16 protein-coding genes are annotated in these 20,561 nt (G+C 52.4%); 2 read left to right on the plus strand and 14 right to left on the minus strand.

Annotated elements, in window-relative coordinates:
- Nucleotide 1: 1 nt before the first annotated feature.
- The 4 genes from PBOR_RS21305 to PBOR_RS21325 form a co-directional block, all read right to left on the minus strand.
- Complete coding sequence (locus PBOR_RS21305) at nucleotides 2–325, minus strand: DMT family transporter (protein ID WP_042215140.1); 324 nt, start codon at nucleotides 323–325, stop codon at nucleotides 2–4.
- A gap of 12 nt (nucleotides 326–337) precedes the next feature.
- On the minus strand, nucleotides 338–871 hold the full coding sequence (locus PBOR_RS21310) for a TetR/AcrR family transcriptional regulator (protein WP_042215142.1): 534 nt from the start codon (nucleotides 869–871) through the stop codon (nucleotides 338–340).
- A gap of 1,002 nt (nucleotides 872–1,873) precedes the next feature.
- Complete coding sequence (locus PBOR_RS21320) at nucleotides 1,874–3,004, minus strand: SGNH/GDSL hydrolase family protein (protein ID WP_042215147.1); 1,131 nt, start codon at nucleotides 3,002–3,004, stop codon at nucleotides 1,874–1,876.
- Nucleotides 3,001–3,255, minus strand: coding sequence for a hypothetical protein (locus tag PBOR_RS21325; RefSeq protein ID WP_039293813.1), 255 nt, complete (start codon nucleotides 3,253–3,255; stop codon nucleotides 3,001–3,003). The genes PBOR_RS21320 and PBOR_RS21325 overlap by 4 nt, the downstream gene beginning before the upstream one ends.
- A gap of 182 nt (nucleotides 3,256–3,437) precedes the next feature.
- Here PBOR_RS21325 and PBOR_RS21330 point away from each other — a divergent pair, with 182 nt between their 5' ends.
- Nucleotides 3,438–5,309 (plus strand): LTA synthase family protein, encoded by a 1,872-nt coding sequence (locus tag PBOR_RS21330; RefSeq protein WP_042215151.1) that lies wholly within the window; start codon nucleotides 3,438–3,440, stop codon nucleotides 5,307–5,309.
- A gap of 77 nt (nucleotides 5,310–5,386) precedes the next feature.
- Here the strand turns inward: PBOR_RS21330 and PBOR_RS35615 are convergent, their stop codons facing one another.
- The gene (locus PBOR_RS35615) at nucleotides 5,387–6,262 is read right to left on the minus strand and encodes an alpha/beta fold hydrolase (protein WP_052429585.1); all 876 of its coding nucleotides are present in this window, start codon (nucleotides 6,260–6,262) and stop codon (nucleotides 5,387–5,389) included.
- Nucleotides 6,263–6,391: 129 nt separating this feature from the next.
- Here PBOR_RS35615 and PBOR_RS21340 point away from each other — a divergent pair, with 129 nt between their 5' ends.
- Nucleotides 6,392–7,189 carry a lipase family protein gene (locus PBOR_RS21340; RefSeq protein ID WP_042215153.1) on the plus strand — a complete coding sequence of 266 codons (798 nt, stop codon included), beginning with the start codon at nucleotides 6,392–6,394 and terminating at the stop codon, nucleotides 7,187–7,189.
- 23 nt (nucleotides 7,190–7,212) lie between these two features.
- Here the strand turns inward: PBOR_RS21340 and PBOR_RS21345 are convergent, their stop codons facing one another.
- The 9 genes from PBOR_RS21345 to PBOR_RS21385 form a co-directional block, all read right to left on the minus strand.
- Nucleotides 7,213–8,484 carry an ABC transporter substrate-binding protein gene (locus PBOR_RS21345; RefSeq protein WP_042215155.1) on the minus strand — a complete coding sequence of 424 codons (1,272 nt, stop codon included), beginning with the start codon at nucleotides 8,482–8,484 and terminating at the stop codon, nucleotides 7,213–7,215.
- Between the two features lie 81 nt (nucleotides 8,485–8,565).
- Nucleotides 8,566–10,167: a response regulator gene (locus PBOR_RS21350; protein WP_042215157.1), complete on the minus strand. Its 1,602-nt coding sequence runs from the start codon at nucleotides 10,165–10,167 to the stop codon at nucleotides 8,566–8,568.
- 1 nt (nucleotide 10,168) lies between these two features.
- On the minus strand, nucleotides 10,169–11,968 hold the full coding sequence (locus tag PBOR_RS35620) for a cache domain-containing sensor histidine kinase (RefSeq protein ID WP_167549560.1): 1,800 nt from the start codon (nucleotides 11,966–11,968) through the stop codon (nucleotides 10,169–10,171).
- A gap of 91 nt (nucleotides 11,969–12,059) precedes the next feature.
- On the minus strand, nucleotides 12,060–12,872 hold the full coding sequence (locus tag PBOR_RS21360; protein WP_042215159.1) for a carbohydrate ABC transporter permease: 813 nt from the start codon (nucleotides 12,870–12,872) through the stop codon (nucleotides 12,060–12,062).
- Nucleotides 12,873–12,885: 13 nt separating this feature from the next.
- Nucleotides 12,886–13,809, minus strand: coding sequence for a carbohydrate ABC transporter permease (locus PBOR_RS21365; protein WP_052429587.1), 924 nt, complete (start codon nucleotides 13,807–13,809; stop codon nucleotides 12,886–12,888).
- 98 nt (nucleotides 13,810–13,907) lie between these two features.
- Nucleotides 13,908–15,221 carry an ABC transporter substrate-binding protein gene (locus tag PBOR_RS21370; RefSeq protein WP_042215162.1) on the minus strand — a complete coding sequence of 438 codons (1,314 nt, stop codon included), beginning with the start codon at nucleotides 15,219–15,221 and terminating at the stop codon, nucleotides 13,908–13,910.
- A gap of 598 nt (nucleotides 15,222–15,819) precedes the next feature.
- Nucleotides 15,820–17,463: a 3-keto-alpha-glucoside-1,2-lyase-like domain-containing protein gene (locus PBOR_RS21375; protein ID WP_042215164.1), complete on the minus strand. Its 1,644-nt coding sequence runs from the start codon at nucleotides 17,461–17,463 to the stop codon at nucleotides 15,820–15,822.
- A 138-nt stretch (nucleotides 17,464–17,601) separates the two neighbouring features.
- A complete protein-coding gene (locus PBOR_RS21380; protein WP_042215165.1) occupies nucleotides 17,602–19,371 on the minus strand; it encodes a glycoside hydrolase family 2 protein in 1,770 nt (589 codons plus the stop codon).
- A gap of 212 nt (nucleotides 19,372–19,583) precedes the next feature.
- Nucleotides 19,584–20,525: an ArsR/SmtB family transcription factor gene (locus PBOR_RS21385; protein WP_342671072.1), complete on the minus strand. Its 942-nt coding sequence runs from the start codon at nucleotides 20,523–20,525 to the stop codon at nucleotides 19,584–19,586.
- Nucleotides 20,526–20,561: the final 36 nt, after the last annotated feature.

Raw genomic sequence — 20,561 nt, forward strand, 5'->3', positions numbered from 1 at the left:
TTCACACCCCCGTTGAAAGCTTCAGGAGCACCACACCGCCAATGATGAGGACTAGTCCTGCTACTTTTTTGACATTCAGACTTTCTTTATAGACGAGTACGCCGACTAATGCGGTTAACGCCGTTCCTACACCTGACCAGATAGCATAAGCCGTCCCGAGGGGGATCTCTTTCAGCGCCAGTGACAGATTGAAGAACGCCAGCCCCATACCAGCGACCACCGCGATAGAAGGAAGCAGCCTTTTGAACCCGTTCGATGCCTTGAGCATGGAGCTGCCGAAGACCTCACTCACAATAGCCAACGACAATAATACATAAGAATTCACTTGGATTTCCTCCTAATTAACCATCTCCAGCAATTTGTTGATGACCTTGTCACGCATTTCGCTGCTGAGATCGCCGATTCCAAATACTTCCGATAACCACAAGCCGTCTACAGCCAGCCGGACAATCGTGGAAATTACCGGATCAAGTCCATCGTTCTCAATGTTCTGCTGCCAGACGGAGTACTGTTCCCGAAGGTCCTCCAGCAGATCTCCGTGGGTAAAAAGTGCTGCGTTAAGCGCTACGCTCATGCCCTGCGCTTCCTTATCTGCTTCAACGGTGGACTGCAAATAGGCCCGGCTCCATTTCCCTTGATCCCGTGTATCCCGGGCCGACCTATTCTGAACCTCTGTTATGAAATCATTGGTTATTCCTGACACCATGCTTTGAATTAAGGCGTCCTTATTTGGAAAATGATGCAGCAGACCGCCTTTGCTCACCCCTGCTTCGGCGGCCACCGCTTCAAGCGTCAGCTTCTCAATTCCTTGATGCTTCACGACGTTTGAAGCGGCTGCCAGAATCAAGTTGCGTTTGGAATTACTGTTCATGTGAATCACCTCTGCATTTACTATACCGTCCAGACGGTTTGTTTGTCAAGTGAATGACAGCAGCAACTTCGCCCGGCGGAAGAATCAAACTGGAGTTTATGCAGCTTATCCGGCCTGAGCAACTTTGGAGATTTTAGGCCACCACAGGGCTCCCCTTAGACTTCTCCTGGGACAGCTCCCTCTGTACAGTTCCCTGGGGAAATCAAGCGCAATACTGCTCCTCATTCCCGCTTCACGCCTACATTCGGCGGATTCAGGGGCACTTTTGCTCTTCATTCCCGCCTGCCGCCCATCTTCGGCGGATTCAGGGGCACTTCTGCCCCTCATTCCCGCCTGCCGCCCACTTTGGGCGAATTCAGGGGCACTTCTGCCCCTCATTTCCGCCTGCCGCCCACTTTGGGCGAATTCAGGGGCACTTTTGCCCCTCATTCCCGCCTGCCGCCCACTTTGGGCGAATTCAGGGGCACTTCTGCCCCTCATTTCCGCCTGCCGCCCACTTTGGGCGAATTCAGGGGCACTTCTGCTCCTCATTCCCGCTTCCCGCCTACATTCGGCGGATTCAGGGGCACTTCTGCCCCTCATTCCCGCTTCGCGCCTACATTCGGCGGATTCAGGGGCACTTCTGCTCCTCATTCCCGCTTCCCGCCTACATTCGGCGGATTCAGGGGCACTTCTGCCCCTCATTCCCGCCTGCTGCCCACTTTCGGCGAAATCAGGGGCATTTCTGCCCCTCATTCCGCTTCCCACCTGCTATTCAGAGGGATTTATCCCTTTGATTCGCTCATACCGCCCACTTTCGGCGGGATCAGAGGGACTCCTGCAAAAACGCATTCTTTCTTCAGACGCAGACGAATCTGCCCCAAATTCCAAGGAAACTTATCCACAACAGACGAATATCACATATCCGGGCACGCCCTACACAGCAAAAAACGCCCATCTGCTGATGAGCGTCCCGCAACCATTATTCCCGCACTATTAATAAGAACTCGATTATCTACCAGCTTATGATCCTGATAAAAGTCCTTTAATATAACCGCTTAACTCTTGCGCCGTCTGCTGATGGGCCAGTAACCCCGGGTGGGTTCTTGCTCCAACCGTTTCACTAGTCATATCCGGCAACTGAAACACAGATACTTTCTTGTCGCCCGTGGACTGGATATAAACATCCACAGCACGGTAAATCGCCGGCATCAGCGGAATGCCCAGCATACCATACGCCCAGAGGATGTGCGAACTATGGTTATATTGTCTCAGCTTGACCAGGAACTTCACCACTGCTACCTCAAAAGCTGCCAGGTCCTCTTCATGATGACTTCCGTCTTCCTTCAGCCGCTGCTTATATCGCTGTCCGGTAGCCTCATCTACCCATTCCGGAGAATGAAATGCACCGTTATCGTTCGTGCCAAGATTAACAACCACCACATCGGGCTGCCAGGATGCGAAATCATTCACCTTATGCGCTCCCAGCGCTTCATTGCGCTCTCCGGTAAGCAGACCGCAGACCTGCTCGTAGCTATCTGGAATATTACCATTCGGATTGTTATCCCAGCTGGTGAGCACGCCCCAGCCGCTCTGCGAAATCACCCGGTAGTCTGCATTTACGGCTTCTGCGGTCAGGGCCGTGTAATTATGTACACCGCTGAACCACGCCGGTATCCAGTCTAACTCCTCCCGGGCTCCGATGACGCCTTCACCTGAAGTGATGCTGTCACCGATGAACTCAAGCCGGTAGGGCTTCGCTTCAATAGGGAGGAACGCTCCGTCTGTCCGGACCGCATGGAACTGCAGATAACAGCCCGGGTCGCCGCTCATCGCCTGGACCTCTTTTACAATCCGGATATTCTTCACGGCGTCAGGATTCATCCCGCGGAATACACAGATCCAGTGCCTTCCGGCATTCAGCATTTGTCTGCTGACCGGAACGGAGTTGATCAAGATACTGATCCAGGATTCGTATTGGTCATAACCGGACTCCACTTCAATCCACAGCCCGGAAGCCTGGACATTCAGCTCGATGGCACTGCCCGTCCAGAATAACGTAACCGGGTCCAAGTCGCCGGCCGTTCTGCCATGAATCTTCAAATGCTCTATGTCAGCCAGCCGCTGTACCTGTAAATGGGCATCCCCGTTCATTCTGATCCCTCCCGCCCAGTGGCAATCGTGAAGCTGCGGACTTTCATCCATTTGCCGCCCACCCACTCGTCGATCGTTCCCTTCTTCGTTCTGACACAGAATTTATGCGCCGTCCCGCGGTCAAAGCCCGTTGCCTCATACAGCAGATCATCGCCTTGCTGCCCTTTGAAGTACACCTGCTTCAGTCCGAGTCTGTTCAATAATTCCAGCTTCACACTTTCGGTATATTGCCGTGAGAATTCTTTTGACATCTATGTTCCTCCTGCGCTGATTGAGTTCTTTATTGTATTTCCGGATCGCTTATTTGAGGATAACGTAAAAGCTGCGGATTTACACCTTTATTTTTCAATCCCGCTGCCTCGAATCTAGTTGATTTTGAACTCTACCATGTAATAGAATGAATGAATTAAATAGAAAAGGATGCGCATACGCAATGCCGTTTAAGGAATCACGTTCGCTTAGTAAAAGATCGATTCTGTTCTTCTCCCTAATCATGCTAGTTAAAAGCTATTTCGCCTGGTATTACCTGTTCGAAAACGGTCCGACCTGGACCACATGGCTGAAAGAGATTCCTTTTGTGCTGCTGCTGTTCTGCCTCATTGAATGGTTCGCCACGAAACGGAAAATTGCCATCTATATGCTCGTCAATCTGCTTATTACCGTATTGTTCTTCTCTCTCATTGTCTACCATAATCACTTTGGAATCATTGCTACTTCTCAGGTCTTCGGCCAGGTCAAGCAGGTGGGAGCCGTCAAGAAAAGTATATTCGCCGTCGTGCACCCTCAATATATGCTTATATTCGTAGACATTATCATCATCAGCCTGGTTATGCTCAGACGCAAGAAGGCGCTGGCTTGGAAGCACTCGATGTCCCGCCGCAGTAACCGCAAGGCGGTCGCTGTTCTGTTCTGTGTTTCACTTGTCATGTGTATGATGAATATTTTTCCGAACAAGGCCAGTATGAATGAGAATGTTAAGGCCGAACAAATGGGGATTCTCAACTATGAAGCCTATGCCCTGCTGGGTGAACCTGAAGAAGAAAAGATTGATCCTGCGGAAATCTCCCAGGCCGGCATTGACAAGACCAAAGGCATTCAGACAATAGCCAATCCAGTCATGTACGGGGCTGCCAAGGGGAAGAATCTGATTATCCTGCAGATGGAGTCTTTCCAGAACTTCCTGATCAACCTGTCGGTTGACGGAACAGAAATTACACCTAACCTGAATAAGCTTGCCGCCGAGAGTTATTATTTCCCCCGGTTCTTTCAGCAGGTGGGTCAAGGTAACACATCGGATGCCGAATTTATCGTAAATACCTCCTTCTATGTTCCGCCGGATGGTCCGGCGACGGAAATGTATGCACCTAAAGATCTGCCGAGTCTGCCGAAGCTGCTGCAGGCCCAAGGCTACGACACGGCAACGTTCCATACGAATGAAGTCGGCTTCTGGAACCGCGGCGAGCTGTACGATGCACTGGGCTTCAACCGTTATTATGACAAGGCTTACTTCGGTGAAGACGATACCGTCTTCTACGGTTCATCGGATGAAGTCCTGTACAAGAAAACCTCCGCAGAGCTTGCGCGGATGGATCAAAGTGAACAGCCCTTCTATTCACAGGTTATCTCGATGTCATCGCATAATCCGTTCACCATTCCAGAGAGCAAATATAAGATGACACTGCCGGAACGCTATGAAGGCACGCTTGTGGGAGACTATATCCGTGCCGAGAACTATGCCGATTATGCGCTGGGTCAATTCATTGACGAACTCAAGAGCAGCGGGGTATGGGATAACAGCGTGGTTGTACTATATGGCGATCATCGGGGGCTTCCTATTTTTTCGCTTAAGGATGATGATAAAGTCTTAATGGAGGAAATTCTGGGCCATGAATATAATGAGCGCGACTTGATCAATATCCCGCTCATCATTTCAGCCACCGGCATTACGTCTCCAAGCGTGAAGGAGCAGTTAGGCGGACAGGTTGATATTCTTCCTACCGTAGCGAATCTGCTCGGCGTGCCACTGGACTATCACATTCATTTCGGACAGGATCTCTTGAATCAGACCCATTATAATCTGCTCCCTCAGCGCTATTATCTGCCTACGGGATCTTTCGTCAATAACGAAGAGCTCTTCTTATCCGGCAGCGGGTTCGAGGATGGACAGCATTATACGTTATCCGGTGACGGGACAGAGCTCCTTCAGTCGACAGAGGATGAGTTCACCCGTGCACTTGAGCTTCTGCGGATGTCGGACAGTTATGTGACACAGCTGCCGGACAGGGTAGTAGTTGAGGAAGAATAGGTCAGAATCATTATAGGCTAGAATATTAGAGCCCGGCCCCGGAGAAGCTTCTCCAGGACCGGGCTCTTAATCTGTTATCACCGCTGCTTGTTCAGGAAATCCTTCACAGCCTGACCTGCCGGAAGCGGCAGCTGCATCCAGACATAGGCATGAAGGGAGTCAGGAATGCGTGTGATCTCATAGCTGTGCAGCAGCCCTGCGAAGGCATCCAGACTGCGGCGGATGGACTCATCACCCCACTCTTCTTCGCTGGGGAGGAATAGCACCGGACAGTCTATTTTCTGATAATACTGCTCAAACGACAGATCCCAGTACTTCACAATATACTCGGTCCGGACACGATTCAGATAACAATAAGTATATTTACCGCCCGGCAGCTGCTGCAGGCTGTGCTCATAGAAGGCCGAGAAATAAGGATTCCACAGTCCTTCCGCTGTCAGCTCTGCCCGTTGTTCGGCGACATAGTCCTCTATTCTGCTAAAGATTCGTTCCTCCCGCTCCCCCAGTTCTGCACGAAGCTGTTCTTTTCTCTGCTCAATTTCTTCCGCCGTACCTTGGAATAATCCGTATTCGCCAAATTCATTGTTGAGTGCGCCTTCGCAGACCAGGGATAACACTCTCTCCGGATGCGCCGCCGCCAGACTCAGGCCTACTTCAGCTCCCATCGAGCTGCCGACAATGTGGCACTTCTCTACCTGCAAATGCTGCAGCAGCTGATACATATCCTCTGCCATCTCATCGATATGATAGCCGGTTTCCGGTTTGTCCGACTTACCATGTCCCCGGATATCGGGAGCGATGATGCTGTAGTCCTGCGCGAACTGCGGGAGAATGCCTTCCCACATGTTGAGGTTCCCGCCGCTGAAATGAAGAAATAGAATAACGGGTTTACTGCTTAATGAATACTTGACGTTTATCGCTAACCGCCCTAATGAAATACGTTCCTCAATCAAAATTCAAACCTCCACATTATGTATGATAATCCTATGGTTCGGCCAGAAATTCCGGTGCAACCGCTCATCCATAGGCACCAATCCCGCCCGCCGATCATACACAGATAGAAAAGAAGGGCGGGATGCGCGATGGGTAACATGCGGAATGAACAGGACTGGGCCATCTTTCTGGCAGCCGTCTGCGGGCAGACCTATGTACAATTTGAACATGCGGACGGTTCGTTCGTGGTTCCGGCGGATTTCTCGGTCGTGCATAATTTCCGGGCGAAATCCATGGGCGGTATCTCCGAGCCGTTTGGTTTCATTCTGGAATCACCGCAGGAGATCATTATTGCCTGGCGCGGAAGCAGCTCCACCACCAATTGGCTCTCCAACATGAATGCTGCGCAAAAGAAGTTCAAATATATCAAGGAAGATTGCCTGACGCACAGAGGCTTCACAGATATTTATTCGTCGGCAAGAGAGGAAATCCTCTCCATACTCGGCACCTTGTCACCGGAGAAAACGCTATACGTTACAGGCCACAGCCTCGGCGGAGCACTAGCAACCTTATGTGCTATAGATATTGCCGCTAATTCAGCCTACAGCTCTCCCCGCCTGTACACCTATGGATCTCCGCGTGTGGGTGACCCGGCATTCGCCAAAGCATTCAGCACCTATGTCCGCAGCAGCTTCCGTTATGCCAATCTCTTTGACGTAGCCACCTATGTTCCGCCGACCATCTACAAACTTCCCCGGCAGGAGAAAAAATACTATTACACCCATGTTCAGACACTGTACTCATTATCTTTCCAGAACGGGACGGTTGAACTCAATCATGTGCTTAGAAGCTACTTCGCTGTACTGTCAAAAGCCCGGCCGGAATTCACAGCGTTATTATGTGCCGGAAACCCCGGCTTCTGCCCGGTGCTTGAATTGATTACCTGAAGCCCGTTGCCATTCACCTGTTATCAATTCGCTAATATTTGATTCAGGCTCTTCTCCAGCACTTTCAATCCTGCTTCCGGCTGAATCCGGTTACGGATAATATTCTGCAGTTCCTCCGACATTGCAGTGAACAGTGCCGCGTATTTATCGGTTTGCGGGGCGAACTTCACCTGATCCCTGGACTGGATAAACAGCTCGCGGTAAGGCAGCTCCCGGTAAGCCCGGCTCTCGGCAATGTCTAGATTCGCCGGGACATGACCCGCCTCCCCCCAGATATGGCCGCCAACCTCAGAGAAGTACTTCATGAAGTCCATCGCAGCCTGCTGCTCCTCCAAGCTGACGTAAGCAGGAATAACCAGCGTATGTGAGCTTCCCCAGTGGGCGGCGCTGCCGAAGATCGGCGGGAGAGGCATAATACCGATTTCGGTATCATCATTGCCCAGATGATGGCCCGCTTCCCATACCCCGCCGAACCACAGGCCAGCCTGGCCGTTATAGAAGGAATCCCACGGTGTATTGTCATTCAGATCGCTTAATCCCTCTTCGAACAGCTGCTGGTAGAAGGTCAGGACCTTCACCGATTTCTCATTATCGACCGCTGCATGTTTCATATCGGGACTGAACAGCTCACCGCCTGCCTCATAATACAGATCCAGGAACGATTCCTGGAAATAAGGGGTGTTGACCGCCATCGGCTGTACCCCCGGAACCCGCTCAGCGATCTGCCGCAGCATACGGATAAACCCTGCGGGTGTATTCTCTTCGAGCTTCGGCGTTCCATCTGGAGTTAACAGTCCGGCCTTGGCCAGGATGTCCTTGTTGTAATAGAGCATGTGGAAATGCGTATCGAGCGGTACCGCATAATATTGCCCGCTGTAGCTGACGCTCTGCAGGTTCTGTTCACCGATTTCACTCCACTGGAAGCCGTCCTGCTCTGCCAGAGCGTTCAGCGGAACGATTTGCCCCGCCTTAATGAACGGTGATAACCGGTCCGCATGGACTACGGCGACATCAGGCCCTTTGCCGAAGGACAAGGCAGTGCTCAGCCTCGCATAATATTCGTTAGATTCAAGTCTGAGCTGCTTCACAAATACTTCACTCTGCGAGGCATTATAATCTTTGATAATTCTCTCTACGAATTCACCTTCTCCGCCTCCGAACGGATTCCAGAAGGACACTTCGACAGGCATTGTACTCTCCAGGGGGCTTTGATTCCCGGAAGAGAGTTCTGCACAGCCCGGCAGCAGGAACAGACACAGCAGCAGAACGGGCAGCATACGGCCTATGGTATTCATCCTCGCTCCCCCCTTTTTCAGATCAGGTTTATTCCAGTCATATTTTGTAAGCGTTTGCACAAACTCCCACCGATCCGGCACTCATTGGCCGCTCTTACGGACCAGCCCGCGGTATTCCGACGGAGAGACGCCAGTGATCTTCTTGAACACTTTGGAGAAATATTTCGGGTCCTGAATCCCGACCAGGGTTCCGACATCTCCTGCTTTCAGTTCTCCGGTAAGCAGGCTCTTGGCTTTCTCAATTCGGATCCGGGTCAGATACTCCAGGAAGCTCTCGCCTACTTCCTTCCTGAACAGGTTGGCGAAATAATTCTTGCTTAAGTGTACAAGCCGGCTGATCGACTGCAGCGTGATTTCCTGATAATAATACTGCTGAATATACTGGGTCGCCTTGATAATGCTGTTCCGGTCGCTATTATACATGTCTTTCATATGCTCCACCAGCGCTTCGAAGGCCTGCATGAACCATAGCCGGCTCTGCTCAAGCGTTTCCAGCATCGACAGCTCGTCGAAGTACCGCTTCTTGAGTTCAAGCACCTGTTCAGCATCCTTCGATACATCAGGCCAAAGGGTCGTTAAGATCATCAGCAGCTCAAGGGAAATAATCTGCACGAGATCCGCATCCCGGCGCACAGCCAGCTGCCCGAACAGCTGGTTCAGATATTCCTCCAGCTCTCTGGACTGGAAGGCATACACCATAGACTGGATCTGATGGCTGCTGATCTGGAGTGCCTCAAGCGGCTGCAGCTGCGCCTTGAGTTCTTCGCTTCCGTGAACCAGAACACGCCCGCTCCCCATAAACAGCCTGTGCCCGGCGGCTTCCACGGCCTGAGCATAAGCAGTCTTCAGCTCCGCCCACTGCCCGTTCACTCCGCTAATACCAATCGTCGCTGTCCAGCCGTACGGGTCCGACAAGCGGCTGATAAGCGCTTCACTACGGCTGCGCAGGAGGTCCAGCCAGGCAGCCCCGGCAGGCTCTGCGTTAAGATCTGCGGTCACTATAGTATTAATTTGGCCCTGCCGGTCCGGGAAAATTTCGTAGCCGAGGGCACCCTCATCCCAAATCTGCTCCAGGGCACTGCGGATCACGGTCTGCCCTTGTCCATATCCCGGCTCTGCGCCGCTGCCCAGGCTGATGTGCAGCACATACAGCGGCCGTGAATCAGCAAGCCCAGCCTGCGCGAGCCTATCCGCATCTATCTGCCCCTGGGGCCCTCCCCGCTCTATAAGCTCCAGCAGGATATTCTCCCTGTGCACCGGCTCAGGGTGCGCAGCCCGGGAAGGGGCGGGCATGTTCTTCTGCACCGCCTCCAGACTCTCCTTCTGCTTCAGCAGGACCTCCTCAAAGTCACGCGGCATCATATCCGATTTGATCATATATTCGGATACCCCGTACCGGATCGCCTCCTGGGCATACTGGAAATCTTCGAGGTTACTGAGGATGATGATCTTAATATCCGCGGATAGCTTCCGTACCTCGGCAATCAGCCCGATGCCGTCCATCACGGGCATTTTGATATCCGTAATCAGGATATCAGGCAGTCCGGCTCCCATCACCTCCAGCGCTTCCCTGCCGTTCGACGCCTCGCCTATGACCTCCATCCCGATGGACTCCCAATTAATCATCGACCGGATTCCATATCTTACGATAAATTCATCTTCTACGATAATGACCCGGTGCATATCAGTGTTTCCCCCTTATATCCTCTGTCATGAGCGGCAGCTTGATCCGTATGGATGTTCCTGTACCGGGCTCACTATGAATCTCGATGCCGTACATTTTTCCGCAAATGAGCTTGATCCGTTCATCCACATTGGCTAGCCCGATGCCTCCCGGCTTCTCCTCCTCCGGGACTTGCCCGGCCAGCAGACTGCGCGCAAGCGCCGGGTCGATCCCCTTCCCGTTGTCCGCAACCTCGAACCATACCAGATTGCCCGGCGCTTTGCTGCATGAGATGCGGATGCTGCCGCCGGACTCCATATCTCCAAAAGCATGGATAATCGCGTTCTCCACAATCGGCTGCAAAATCAGCTTGGGCGTCCGCAGGTAGCGGACATCGTCGTCCATCTCAACAACCGTCTCAATATTGAAGTTGAAGCGGAACTTCTGAATCCCCAGATAACATTGCACATGCTCGATTTCCTCTTCCACCGTAACGGTCTCTTCCCCTTTGCCCAGACTGATCCGCAGCAGCCGCGACAATAAGCTGACCATCTCTGCCGCGTTATTGGCTTTCTGGATCAGAGCCGTCCATTTAATAATATCAAGGGTGTTGTAGAGAAAATGCGGGTTGATCTGCGCCTGCAATGCCTTAAGCTCCGCCATCCGTTTCTGATCCTGCTCCAGATATACCGCTTTCAAAAGCTCGTCGATCCGCACAACCATATAGTTGAAATTATCGCCGAGAATATCGATTTCGTCATGCCGGCTTTTGGCTTTGTAGCGGACGCTGAGCTCGCCGGACATCACCTGCCGCATCAGACGGATCATCTTCAGAATCGGATTCGTAATCGAATTGGCCAGCACCAGCGCGGCAATGACCGAGAAGATAATGCAGAGCAGCCCGACGAAGATGAAAATCTGCAGCAGGCGGTTTGAATCCTGGTACAGCGCAGCCTTGGAAATGACATTGACCACCACCCAATCATTGGTGTGCAGCTTCTTGGCATTTACGATCAGGCTGTCGCCTTTATAACTGAGCGGAAATCTGATTTCCTCCGGCCCGGAACCTGTGAGCTTCTCGTAACCCGCCTCACCCAGCACCTCAGTCACACTCCTGCCGATCAGCCCGCTGTCCGGATACGAGACCAGCATGCCGCGGCCGTCCATTACGAAGCTTTGCAGATCCCGGTTGTTGCTCACCGCCTTCGAGACCAGCTCCTTAATGACATCCTCCCGGATATCCAGGACAGCTACAATCCCCAGCGGACTGTCATCGGATATTTTGTACAATTGCTTGGCTACCGAGAAGACATGGGCGCTCTGGGAATTGAGACTGTCTACATAGGTCCCGTAGCGGGTCGGATACCAGCGGAAGTTGCTGCCCCCCTCAAGCGTCTGCAGGAACGGCTCTACCTCGGCGGGGGTGCGCTTGTTCCAACGGTAGATTCCTTTGATATAATGCTTATCCGATACAAAAGAAATCGACTGCACATCCTGATTAATCGCTACGATCGTGGACAGCTTCGTGGTCAGCGACAGACTATCCACATCATAGCTGGCCGTGTCTGTCCGATCAAGAGTCCGCAGCATCCCCACGATCTCGTTGTTGTTCAGCACCTGCATCATCATATCCTTGTACACACCCAGCCGGGTATCCAGATTGTCGGCGGTCTGGTACAGCAGATGCTCCGAATATTCGGTTACTTTGTGGTTGATCGTTGATTTGGAGATCGAAAATGAAATAATCCCCATGACCACCAGCGGAGTCAAGGAGAAGAGAACAAGAAGCAGCATCCACTTATAGCGCATGCTGCTCTTCATAATTTTGATCCAGGATATCAAGCGGGACCGCATGGGCCTGGCAGAATTCTCAGGAGATGTAAGCATGCCCACTATCCTTTCGCGTTAAGAATTAACCCTTGACCCCGGACATCGCCACGCCCTGGACGATATGCCGCTGGAGCAGAATAAAGACGAGAATCGTCGGAATCGCCGCAATCGCACTTGCCGTCATAATCAGATTGAGCGACATGTTATTATTCGACAAAAAGGTGGGCAACCCTGCCGAAAGAATCATATTCTCTTCCGAGGTAATCGCCAGGTACGGCCACAGGAAGTTATTCCAGGAGAGAATAAAGAAGAAGATCCCTACAGAGACCATGGCTGAGCGTGTAAGCGGCACACAGATGCTCCACCATAACCGGAAGCTGCGGCTGCCGTCAATCTGCGCGGCTTCAATGTAATCCTTGGGCACGCCGTCCATGAACTGCTTCAGCAGCAGAATGCCGATCGGGTTGGTCAGCCCGGGCAGAACGATCGCCCAGATGTTATCAATCAGCTGCAGATGCAGCGCAGTTTCATAGAGCGGAATCAGGATCGCTTCTGTCGGAATCAGCAGACCTGAAACGATCAGCACATAGAATATTCCCCGCGACCGGAACGGCAGCTTGGAGAAGGAGAATGCCGCCAGTGAGCTGAGCAGAATGGAGATTACAGTCGTGAGGACACCAATGACCAGACTGTTCCAGGTCCAGTGCAGAATCTGCGAATCCCGGATGACTTTGACATAGTTGTCGGTATTCAGATCTGACCATTTCACCCAGTCGGCCAGCGTATATACGTTCACACCGTCAGGCTTCAGGGAGGTGAGGAACATCCAGATCAACGGGAAAATAAACAGCAGCGCAAGTAGTACAGCAGCAATATTTAAAGCAAACTTCTTCATGAACGTCTCCCTCCTATCCGTCTTTCCGGTCTGTGATTTTGAATTGAACCACGGCGATCAGCAGCATGATGAAGCAGAAGATCATCGACTGCGCTGCGGCCAGGCCGAACATATCTTTCTTGAACCCCGTAACGTAAATATACCGGATCATGGTATTGGTCGAATCTCCCGGCCCGCCGCCGGTCATAATCTGCACCTGTCCGAACAGCTTGAGGCAGTTGATAATCTGATAAAAGATCTGGATCTTCATCACACTGGACAGCCCCGGCAGGGTAATGCTCCAGAATCGCTGCCAGGCATTCGCGCCGTCGATCTTCGCCGCTTCATAATGATCCGTAGGGATTTCCTGCAGCCCGGCCAGAAACAGCACCATCACAAACCCGACGCTCCACCAGTCTGTCGCTATCGTAATCGCCCACCACACGAATCTGTGATCGGTGAGCCAGTTGATATCCGCGTTCATGCCGAGTGCATGCAGTACAGCATTTACCGGACCGTTCTTCGCATCGAACAGCTTCAGCCAGATGAAGCTGACCACAGAGACCGACAGGACATAGGGCAGGAAGAACACGGAACGGATCAGGGTTCGTACCCAAATTCTCTGATTGATGATCAGCGCCAGTACCAGTCCAAGTACCAGTACGGTTGGCGCGCACAGCAGTACGAAATAAAAGGAGTTCCACAAATACGAATAGAAATCCGGATTTTCTAAGATTTTCTTATAATTAGCCAATGCAACATACTTCTGCATCCCCTGAATGCCCCAGACATGCAGGCTCATCCAGGCTCCGCGGATTACCGGCCACAGGTAGAACACCGTAAACGGCACCAGAAAGGGGATCAGATAAAAAATAGCTTTCAGTTCCTTCAGTAGGTGTATGGGCTCTCTCCTGCGAAGAGGCGTTGCCGCCTTATTCTCTATTACACTCCGCTCCATCGGTTATTCTCTCCTTCAATTAAGATTGCTTATGGTCTGGAAAGACAGGCCACCCGCCCTTACCGGCGGCGGGGGCCGTACTTTTCCTGCAGAGGGAGCTAGTTCTCCAGCACTTCGTTAATCTGTTTCTCCAGCTTCGCCAGCCCGTCTTCCGGACTCTCACTGCCGAAAATGATGTTCTGCAGTTCTTCAGAGATCGTTGTAATGATGGTTGTATACTTATCTGTCGGCGGAGCAAATTTCACGGTCTTCTGGGCCTCGATGAATTCGCTGCGGTAAGGCAGACTCTTGTATGCATCACTGGTGGTTACTTTGCTGTTCGCAGGTACATGACCCGCCTGTCCCCAGGTTTCTCCGCCTATTTCAGAGAAATACTTCATGAACTTGGCTGCCGCTTCCTGCTTCTCAGGAGTGACATAGGACGGAATTACAAGCGTATGGGAGCTGGCCCAGTGCGTCTGGCTGCCGAAGATCGGTGGAAGCGGCATCGCGCCGATATGCAGGGATTCATCCCCGAGGAGCAGCCCCGCTTCCCATACACCGCCGAACCAGAAGGCAGCTTTGCCGTTATGGAAGGTATCCCATGGGGTTTTGTCATTAAGATCGGCATATTTATTATTGAAGACATCCAGATAGAATTTCAGGACATCCAGCGCCTGCGGATTGTTGATACTTGCTTTGGTCATATCTGAATTCAGGATATCCCCGCCGGCTTCATAATAGAGATTGAGGAACGGCTCCTGGAAATAGGGGGTGTTCACAGCCATCGCCTGTACATCCGGCACTTTGGCCTGAATATCCGCCAGCGTCTGCTCGAAGCCCGCCGGTGTCATGTCTCCAAGCTTAGGGGTGCCGTCCTCATTCAGCAGATCCGCCTTCTGGAGAATGTCCTTATTGTAGTAGAACATATGGAAGTGGGTATCCAGCGGGACAGCGTAAGGCTTACCCTCGTAGGACACACTCTGCATGTTGGAATCAGAGATCTCCTTGAGGTCAAATCCGGCCTTGGAAGCCAGCTCATCTACAGGAACAATCTGCTGCGCTTTCACGAACGGCGAGATCCGGTCCACGTGGGCAATAGCCACATCCGGGCCTTTGGAGGAAGACAACGCCGTACTGAGCTTCGCATAGTACTCATTAGATTCGAGGCGGAGCTGCTTCACGGTCACTTCTTTCTGCGAGTCATTGAAGCCCTTGATAATCTGGTCTACGAATTCCCCTTCCCCGCCGCCGAACATGTTCCAGAACGAGATCTCTACCGGACTGCCGCCTGCACTCTCTGTCTTTGCCGGTTCATTCGCCGCCTTGGCCGGCTCGCCGTTCTCTTTGTTTCCGGATGAGCACCCCGGCAGAATCAGGGCCAGTGTCAGCCCGGCCGATACCAAACTTGCGAACTTCTTATTCATCCTCATTTGAACAACCCTCTCGTCTCAAAAGTTTGTGTGCGAGAGCCCTTTCACGCATGAATGTAAGGGCTTTCTTATTACTTACTCTACAGGGGATGCGGCAACGGTTGAACCGACAAACCGCCGCTCCTTGGTGAACAAATGACAGGTGTTAATGGCGCGGAGCCGCCGTGAGGGTAGACGATCTTAAGGAGGGTGGAGAATCGTAAGGTGCGGAATCCGTCCTGCCAGTTCCCCGTTGAAATTAGCAACTGCAGAAAATGGCGGTCATCCTCGCATGAGCCGCATCCCGCTGTCTCTGACTCCGACTCTGGCTCTGACTCCGACTCTGGCTCTGGCTCTGGCTCTGCAAATATTAGTTGGATAAACGTATCTTAATTTGGATGTTTTGGAATATTTGAGGCGATTAGATGGATAAACGTCATTTAATTCACACATACACCCTACTTTGGATTAATCCCGGCATATTAAGTGCTGTTTAACCAACTGTTGCCCGGCAAAGGCGCCTCCGTTCATAAGCAAGTGGAGAAAATCCAACTATATAGATTGGTACTTGTATCAATAAAAAAAGAAGCCCCGATGGGCTCCAGAAAGGAATTGCAGATTAGTTCACTGTTATATTATCGAAGCTTACGCTGTTATTGAAACCGCCGCGCACCCCGATGGTCCCCGAGGTAAACACCGCGTCATTCAAGTTAATCTTAGGCACAGCCATATCACCAACGTATACCTTGATGTTCCCGCTGTTCACAACCACCTTGATATGATACCAGGTGTTTACCGCAATGGGTGTTGCTACACTCTGGAGCGGTGTCCAATTGTTGTTGAAGCGCCCCAGCCAGACTTGCCCGGCGGAATCAATCCCCGCAGCGTAGCCTTTCTGTGAATCTGCACCGGTACCTGGACCCGTCAGATTGAAGACCAGACTGGCTTGGCCGGCGTTGTTCAGCCTGATGTCGCCTTCCAGCGTATAGTTCATTTTGGAAGGATAAGGGGTTAGCACGGATTTGTCCGCATTGACCGAGCTGAGGTTATAGGTCCCGCCACTCACGGCCCACGTCCCCCCATAACGGGCCCATCCGTTGTCACTGGCAGCAAAATCGTTGCTGTACGCACCACTGAGCGTGCCGAACCGTACCTGGACATTATGCCCGCCAACACTCCGCTCGACCGAATCCACAAAAGCAATCTCATTCGCCCCGGTCTGGTACATCGCCGTCCACCACGAATTCCCGAACGCCGGAACATCATTATCCACCCATGTGGTCCCGTAATCATTACTTAACGAGAGCACATTGGAGTTGGAGCTGAGCAACAGACGGCCGTCGGTTAAGGAGAGGAGATAAGGCCCGCCCTGCTGATTGGTCGATACCTGGGTGCCGATACCGCTGGACCAGGTCTTGCCATCCGCACTTTTCTTGGTGAAAATCCGGCAGTTCTGCGTTCCGCACACCTCAAAAGCGACAATATACTGTCCGTTCGTCATCTTGCTCCAGACCGGCATACCCGGACGTGCCCCGGCGTTAGACGGGTCCCAGGCCACATAAATCTCATTCCCCCAGCTGGCTCCGCCATTGGTGGAGATTTTCTCGGAGATGATCTGGCTGTAGGAAGGGTTCTCGGTCACATGCTTCTCACTCGCATACATGACAGCCACCGAGCCGTCGTTCAGCAGCTGCATATGCGGCTCATATACCCCTTTATCCGGGTTCCCCAGAGAACCGGCGTTGCCGTTATTCTCATCGATTGTACTCAGGAAGCTCCAATTCGCGCCTCCATTTACACTCTTATACACTCTCAGCTTGTACGACTCCTGCCAGCGGACCGAACGCATCGCCAGCAGAATGTCGCCATTGGCCAGCTGCACGAATTGCCCGTTGTCCAGGTCACGGCCATCCTCCCACAGTGTGGACATCAGCGACCAGGTGCGGCAGTTGTCGGTACTGCGGAAGACCTGCAGCCGGGTGCCGCCCCAGGAGACTTTGGTATAGCCGTTGTTGTCGTAGATAGCAGCGACCGCCAGCCAGTCCCCGTTCGCCAGCTTGATCATCCGGGCATATTCCGCCCCGAAGGTTCCGGGTCTGAGCCCGCGGGCATCGGTGCCCGCATCCGTGAAGGTGTTAATATCGGTTATGGTGGACGAGGTACCCCACACCACCGGACCATTCGCGGCAAAGGCCGGGATGGCTGTAAGGACCAGAAGCAGACACAGGGAAGCAGACAGCGAGGTGAACAATTTTTTTAACAAGTAAGCCCCTCCTCTTCATCTTCAATGATAAAAACAGTTGACCGCACTCATATGTAAGTGCTTTCAATGAAGATTCTAAAGGGCTTCCCCTTGTCTTTGAACCGATAATTCACCGTTTTTTGGGTGCCAATGTTACGCTTATTCCGTAAGTGACAGATTGACCTTGCGGATCACTTCCAGCGGAATCTTCGGTGACCGGTCCGCAGTGAGCAGCCCGTTCACTTCCTGCTGCACATCCGTAATCTGCGTGTAGCAGTAGCCGCAAATATAAGGGGTATCCTTGATCGCCTGGGCGATGCTGCGGAAGCGTTCAATGAAGGCCTCTGTGCTGCTCACCTGCTCCCCGTAGCCCCAGCCTTCGCCGGTATTAAAGGCAATGCCGCCGAACTCACTGACCATCACCGGCTGGCCGCGGTATTCGTAGCCCTGAGCCATGGCATATTTCCAGTTGTTGAATGAGGCTGCCCTGCCAAGTATGCTGCCGGAGTCTGCATAACGCTCAAGCAAGGCATCTCCATGCTCCTCATAGTCATGCAGGGTAATGATATCGCTGATGGTATGCTCCCAACCGTCATTGACGATAACCGGACGGTTCGGGTCGATCGCTTTCGTGATATGGTAGATCCCCTCGGTGAATTTCTGCTGCAGCTTGTTCGTGTAGACCTGCGGAATGCCCCAGGATTCGTTAAACGGCACCCAGGTGATAATCGAAGGATGATTATACTGCTGCCGGACAATTTCTGTCCATTCGTTCGTGAAGTTCTCCACGGCCTCATCGTTAAACTCAAAGGTCGCCGCCATCTCCGACCAGACCAGCAAGCCCTTTACATCGCACCAGTAGAGGAACCGGGCATCCTCAATCTTCATATGCTTACGCACACCGTTGTAGCCCATCGCCAGAATCGCGTCGATATCGGCAACCAGCGCTTCTTCGGACGGCGGGGTCAGATGGCTCTCCGGCCAGTAGCCCTGATCCAGAATCAGCCGCTGATACACCGGCGTATTATTAAGCAGCACCTTGCCTTGTTCAATCGAAATTTTGCGGAGTCCGAAATAGGAATATACCTGGTCGATAATCTGATTATCCTTATACAGAGTAAACTCCACTTCGTACAGCACCGGCGACGCCGGCGACCAGGACTGTAGCTTCCAGGGACCGTTCGCCTCATGAGTCAGCTCCACATCCAGCTGCAGCCAGGCCCGGTCTACATGGAGTGAGACCTGCTTGAACGTCTTCTGCCCCGTGCTGATCTTAGTCTCCAGGCGGAGATTGTCATCTGCCAGCTGTGTCTGATATTCAAAACGGACTGAGCGGTTATCGAGATCCGGGGTGATTTTGACAGCCTTGAGATAAGAGGGCGACACATATTCTACCCACACACTTTGCCAGATTCCCGTCGTCTGCACATAGAAGCACTCGAAGTTCTCATCCACCCAGCGCTGCTTGCCCCGCGGCTGAGTACAGCTCTGGCTGTCTTCCGCTTTGACGGTCAGCCGGTTGGCCGCTCCTGGGGCAGAGTTCACATAATCCGTAATATCCAGCGAAAAGGCTGCATAACCGCCTTGATGTCCTCCGGCATAACACCCGTTGACCCATACCTTCGCGGTATAATCCACCGCCTGGAAGTTGAGCATCACCCGCTTACCGTTCAAATCAGCAGGAAGCTGCAGTTCCCGCTCATACCACACATAAGGATGGAAGGTCGTCTCGCCGATCCCGCTGGCCTCCGTCTCATAAGTGAATGGAACCTGTATCTTCAGATCCCCGTTCAGCTGCTCATTCCACCGCTCCCGTTCTCCAACGTTGGCATCATCAAACCGGAAATCCCATTCCCCGTTTAAGCTCTGCCAATCATCACGGACGAATTGCGGCCGTGGATAACCCTTGATATAATGCTCGGTTGCCATAGTATTGCACACGCTCCTTAAGGACAATAATTTTGTTTTATTACAATAAATATGTATTAATTATTGCAGAATCTGCTGAAATGTCAATCACAGATTGACAGCAAAAAAGAACCTGCGCCTAAGGCGTCAGGTTCTCTGCATAAATATCGTAGGTTCATCGCAAATGCTGCTCTGTCCACCGCTTGTCTTCGAAATTCCGTGACTCCGGTTTCCTATACAGTATAGAAGATCTTCATCACCAGATCCTGCTCATAATCGCCGAACTTCCGTCCGAACAGATTCATTCCGCCCTTAAAGACCGCATCCTCCTTCACTCCCAGCCGCAGATCCACGTGGCTCTGCTGTGCAAGCTTCAGCTGGCTCAGATTGACGGCGGATATCTCTTTGTGGTCGATCGTGCTGCGGTTATTGTCTACGCTCCAGGTCTTGAGCGAGCCGAACTGGGTCCCCGTATCGATCCACCAGGAAGGATTCAGCTTCCCGCGTCTGCCGCCGAAGTCGCCGGGCGAGGTCCAGGTACCCACCTCCACATTGTTGATCCACAGCGTAATATCCGAAGGCCAGTCGTTTTCATAATTAGGCGCCTCGGAGCAGATCTCCATCGAGAACTGGATCAGGCGGACCGCTGCCCCCTGTGGAATTTCCAGCGGATAGCGGTATTCGAGATACCCCTTTCGCAGCCAGAGCAGCTGGGCTTGAACACGGTCCGGATGGAAAAATCCCGCCGGCGAGTCCTCCACAATAATCGGCCCTGTCTCACTGACCATGCCGCAGGTTGGCGCCACTTCGCATGCCGTGAAATTGCCGATCGGCATTGCAATCTCGTAGCAATAGTCCCCTTGCTCCGCCTGTGCGCGGCGTTCCGGCACATTAATGATGATCTTGATATCATCATAGATACGGCTGCAGACCTTCATGGAGCCACGCGAAGCAGGCAGCAGCTCGGTCTCAATCAGCCCTGCCTGCTCCAGCACCTTCACATTCGAGGCGGAGGTGGATACCGGTATCTCCAGCGCCTCCGCCAGCTCCACTACATTCATTCGCCGGCTGTTGAGCAGCTCCAGCATTCTAAGTCTAAGCTCTGTAGACAGCGCATGCGTTACTTTCACCAGCTCATCAGGATGTTCCATGGATAATTCCAGAATATCGATCACCGCTTTACTGTCTATTTGAGATCTATAACTATTCCT

This window comes from Paenibacillus borealis (genome assembly GCF_000758665.1).
Classification (GTDB): Bacteria; Bacillota; Bacilli; order Paenibacillales; family Paenibacillaceae; genus Paenibacillus_AQ; species Paenibacillus_AQ borealis.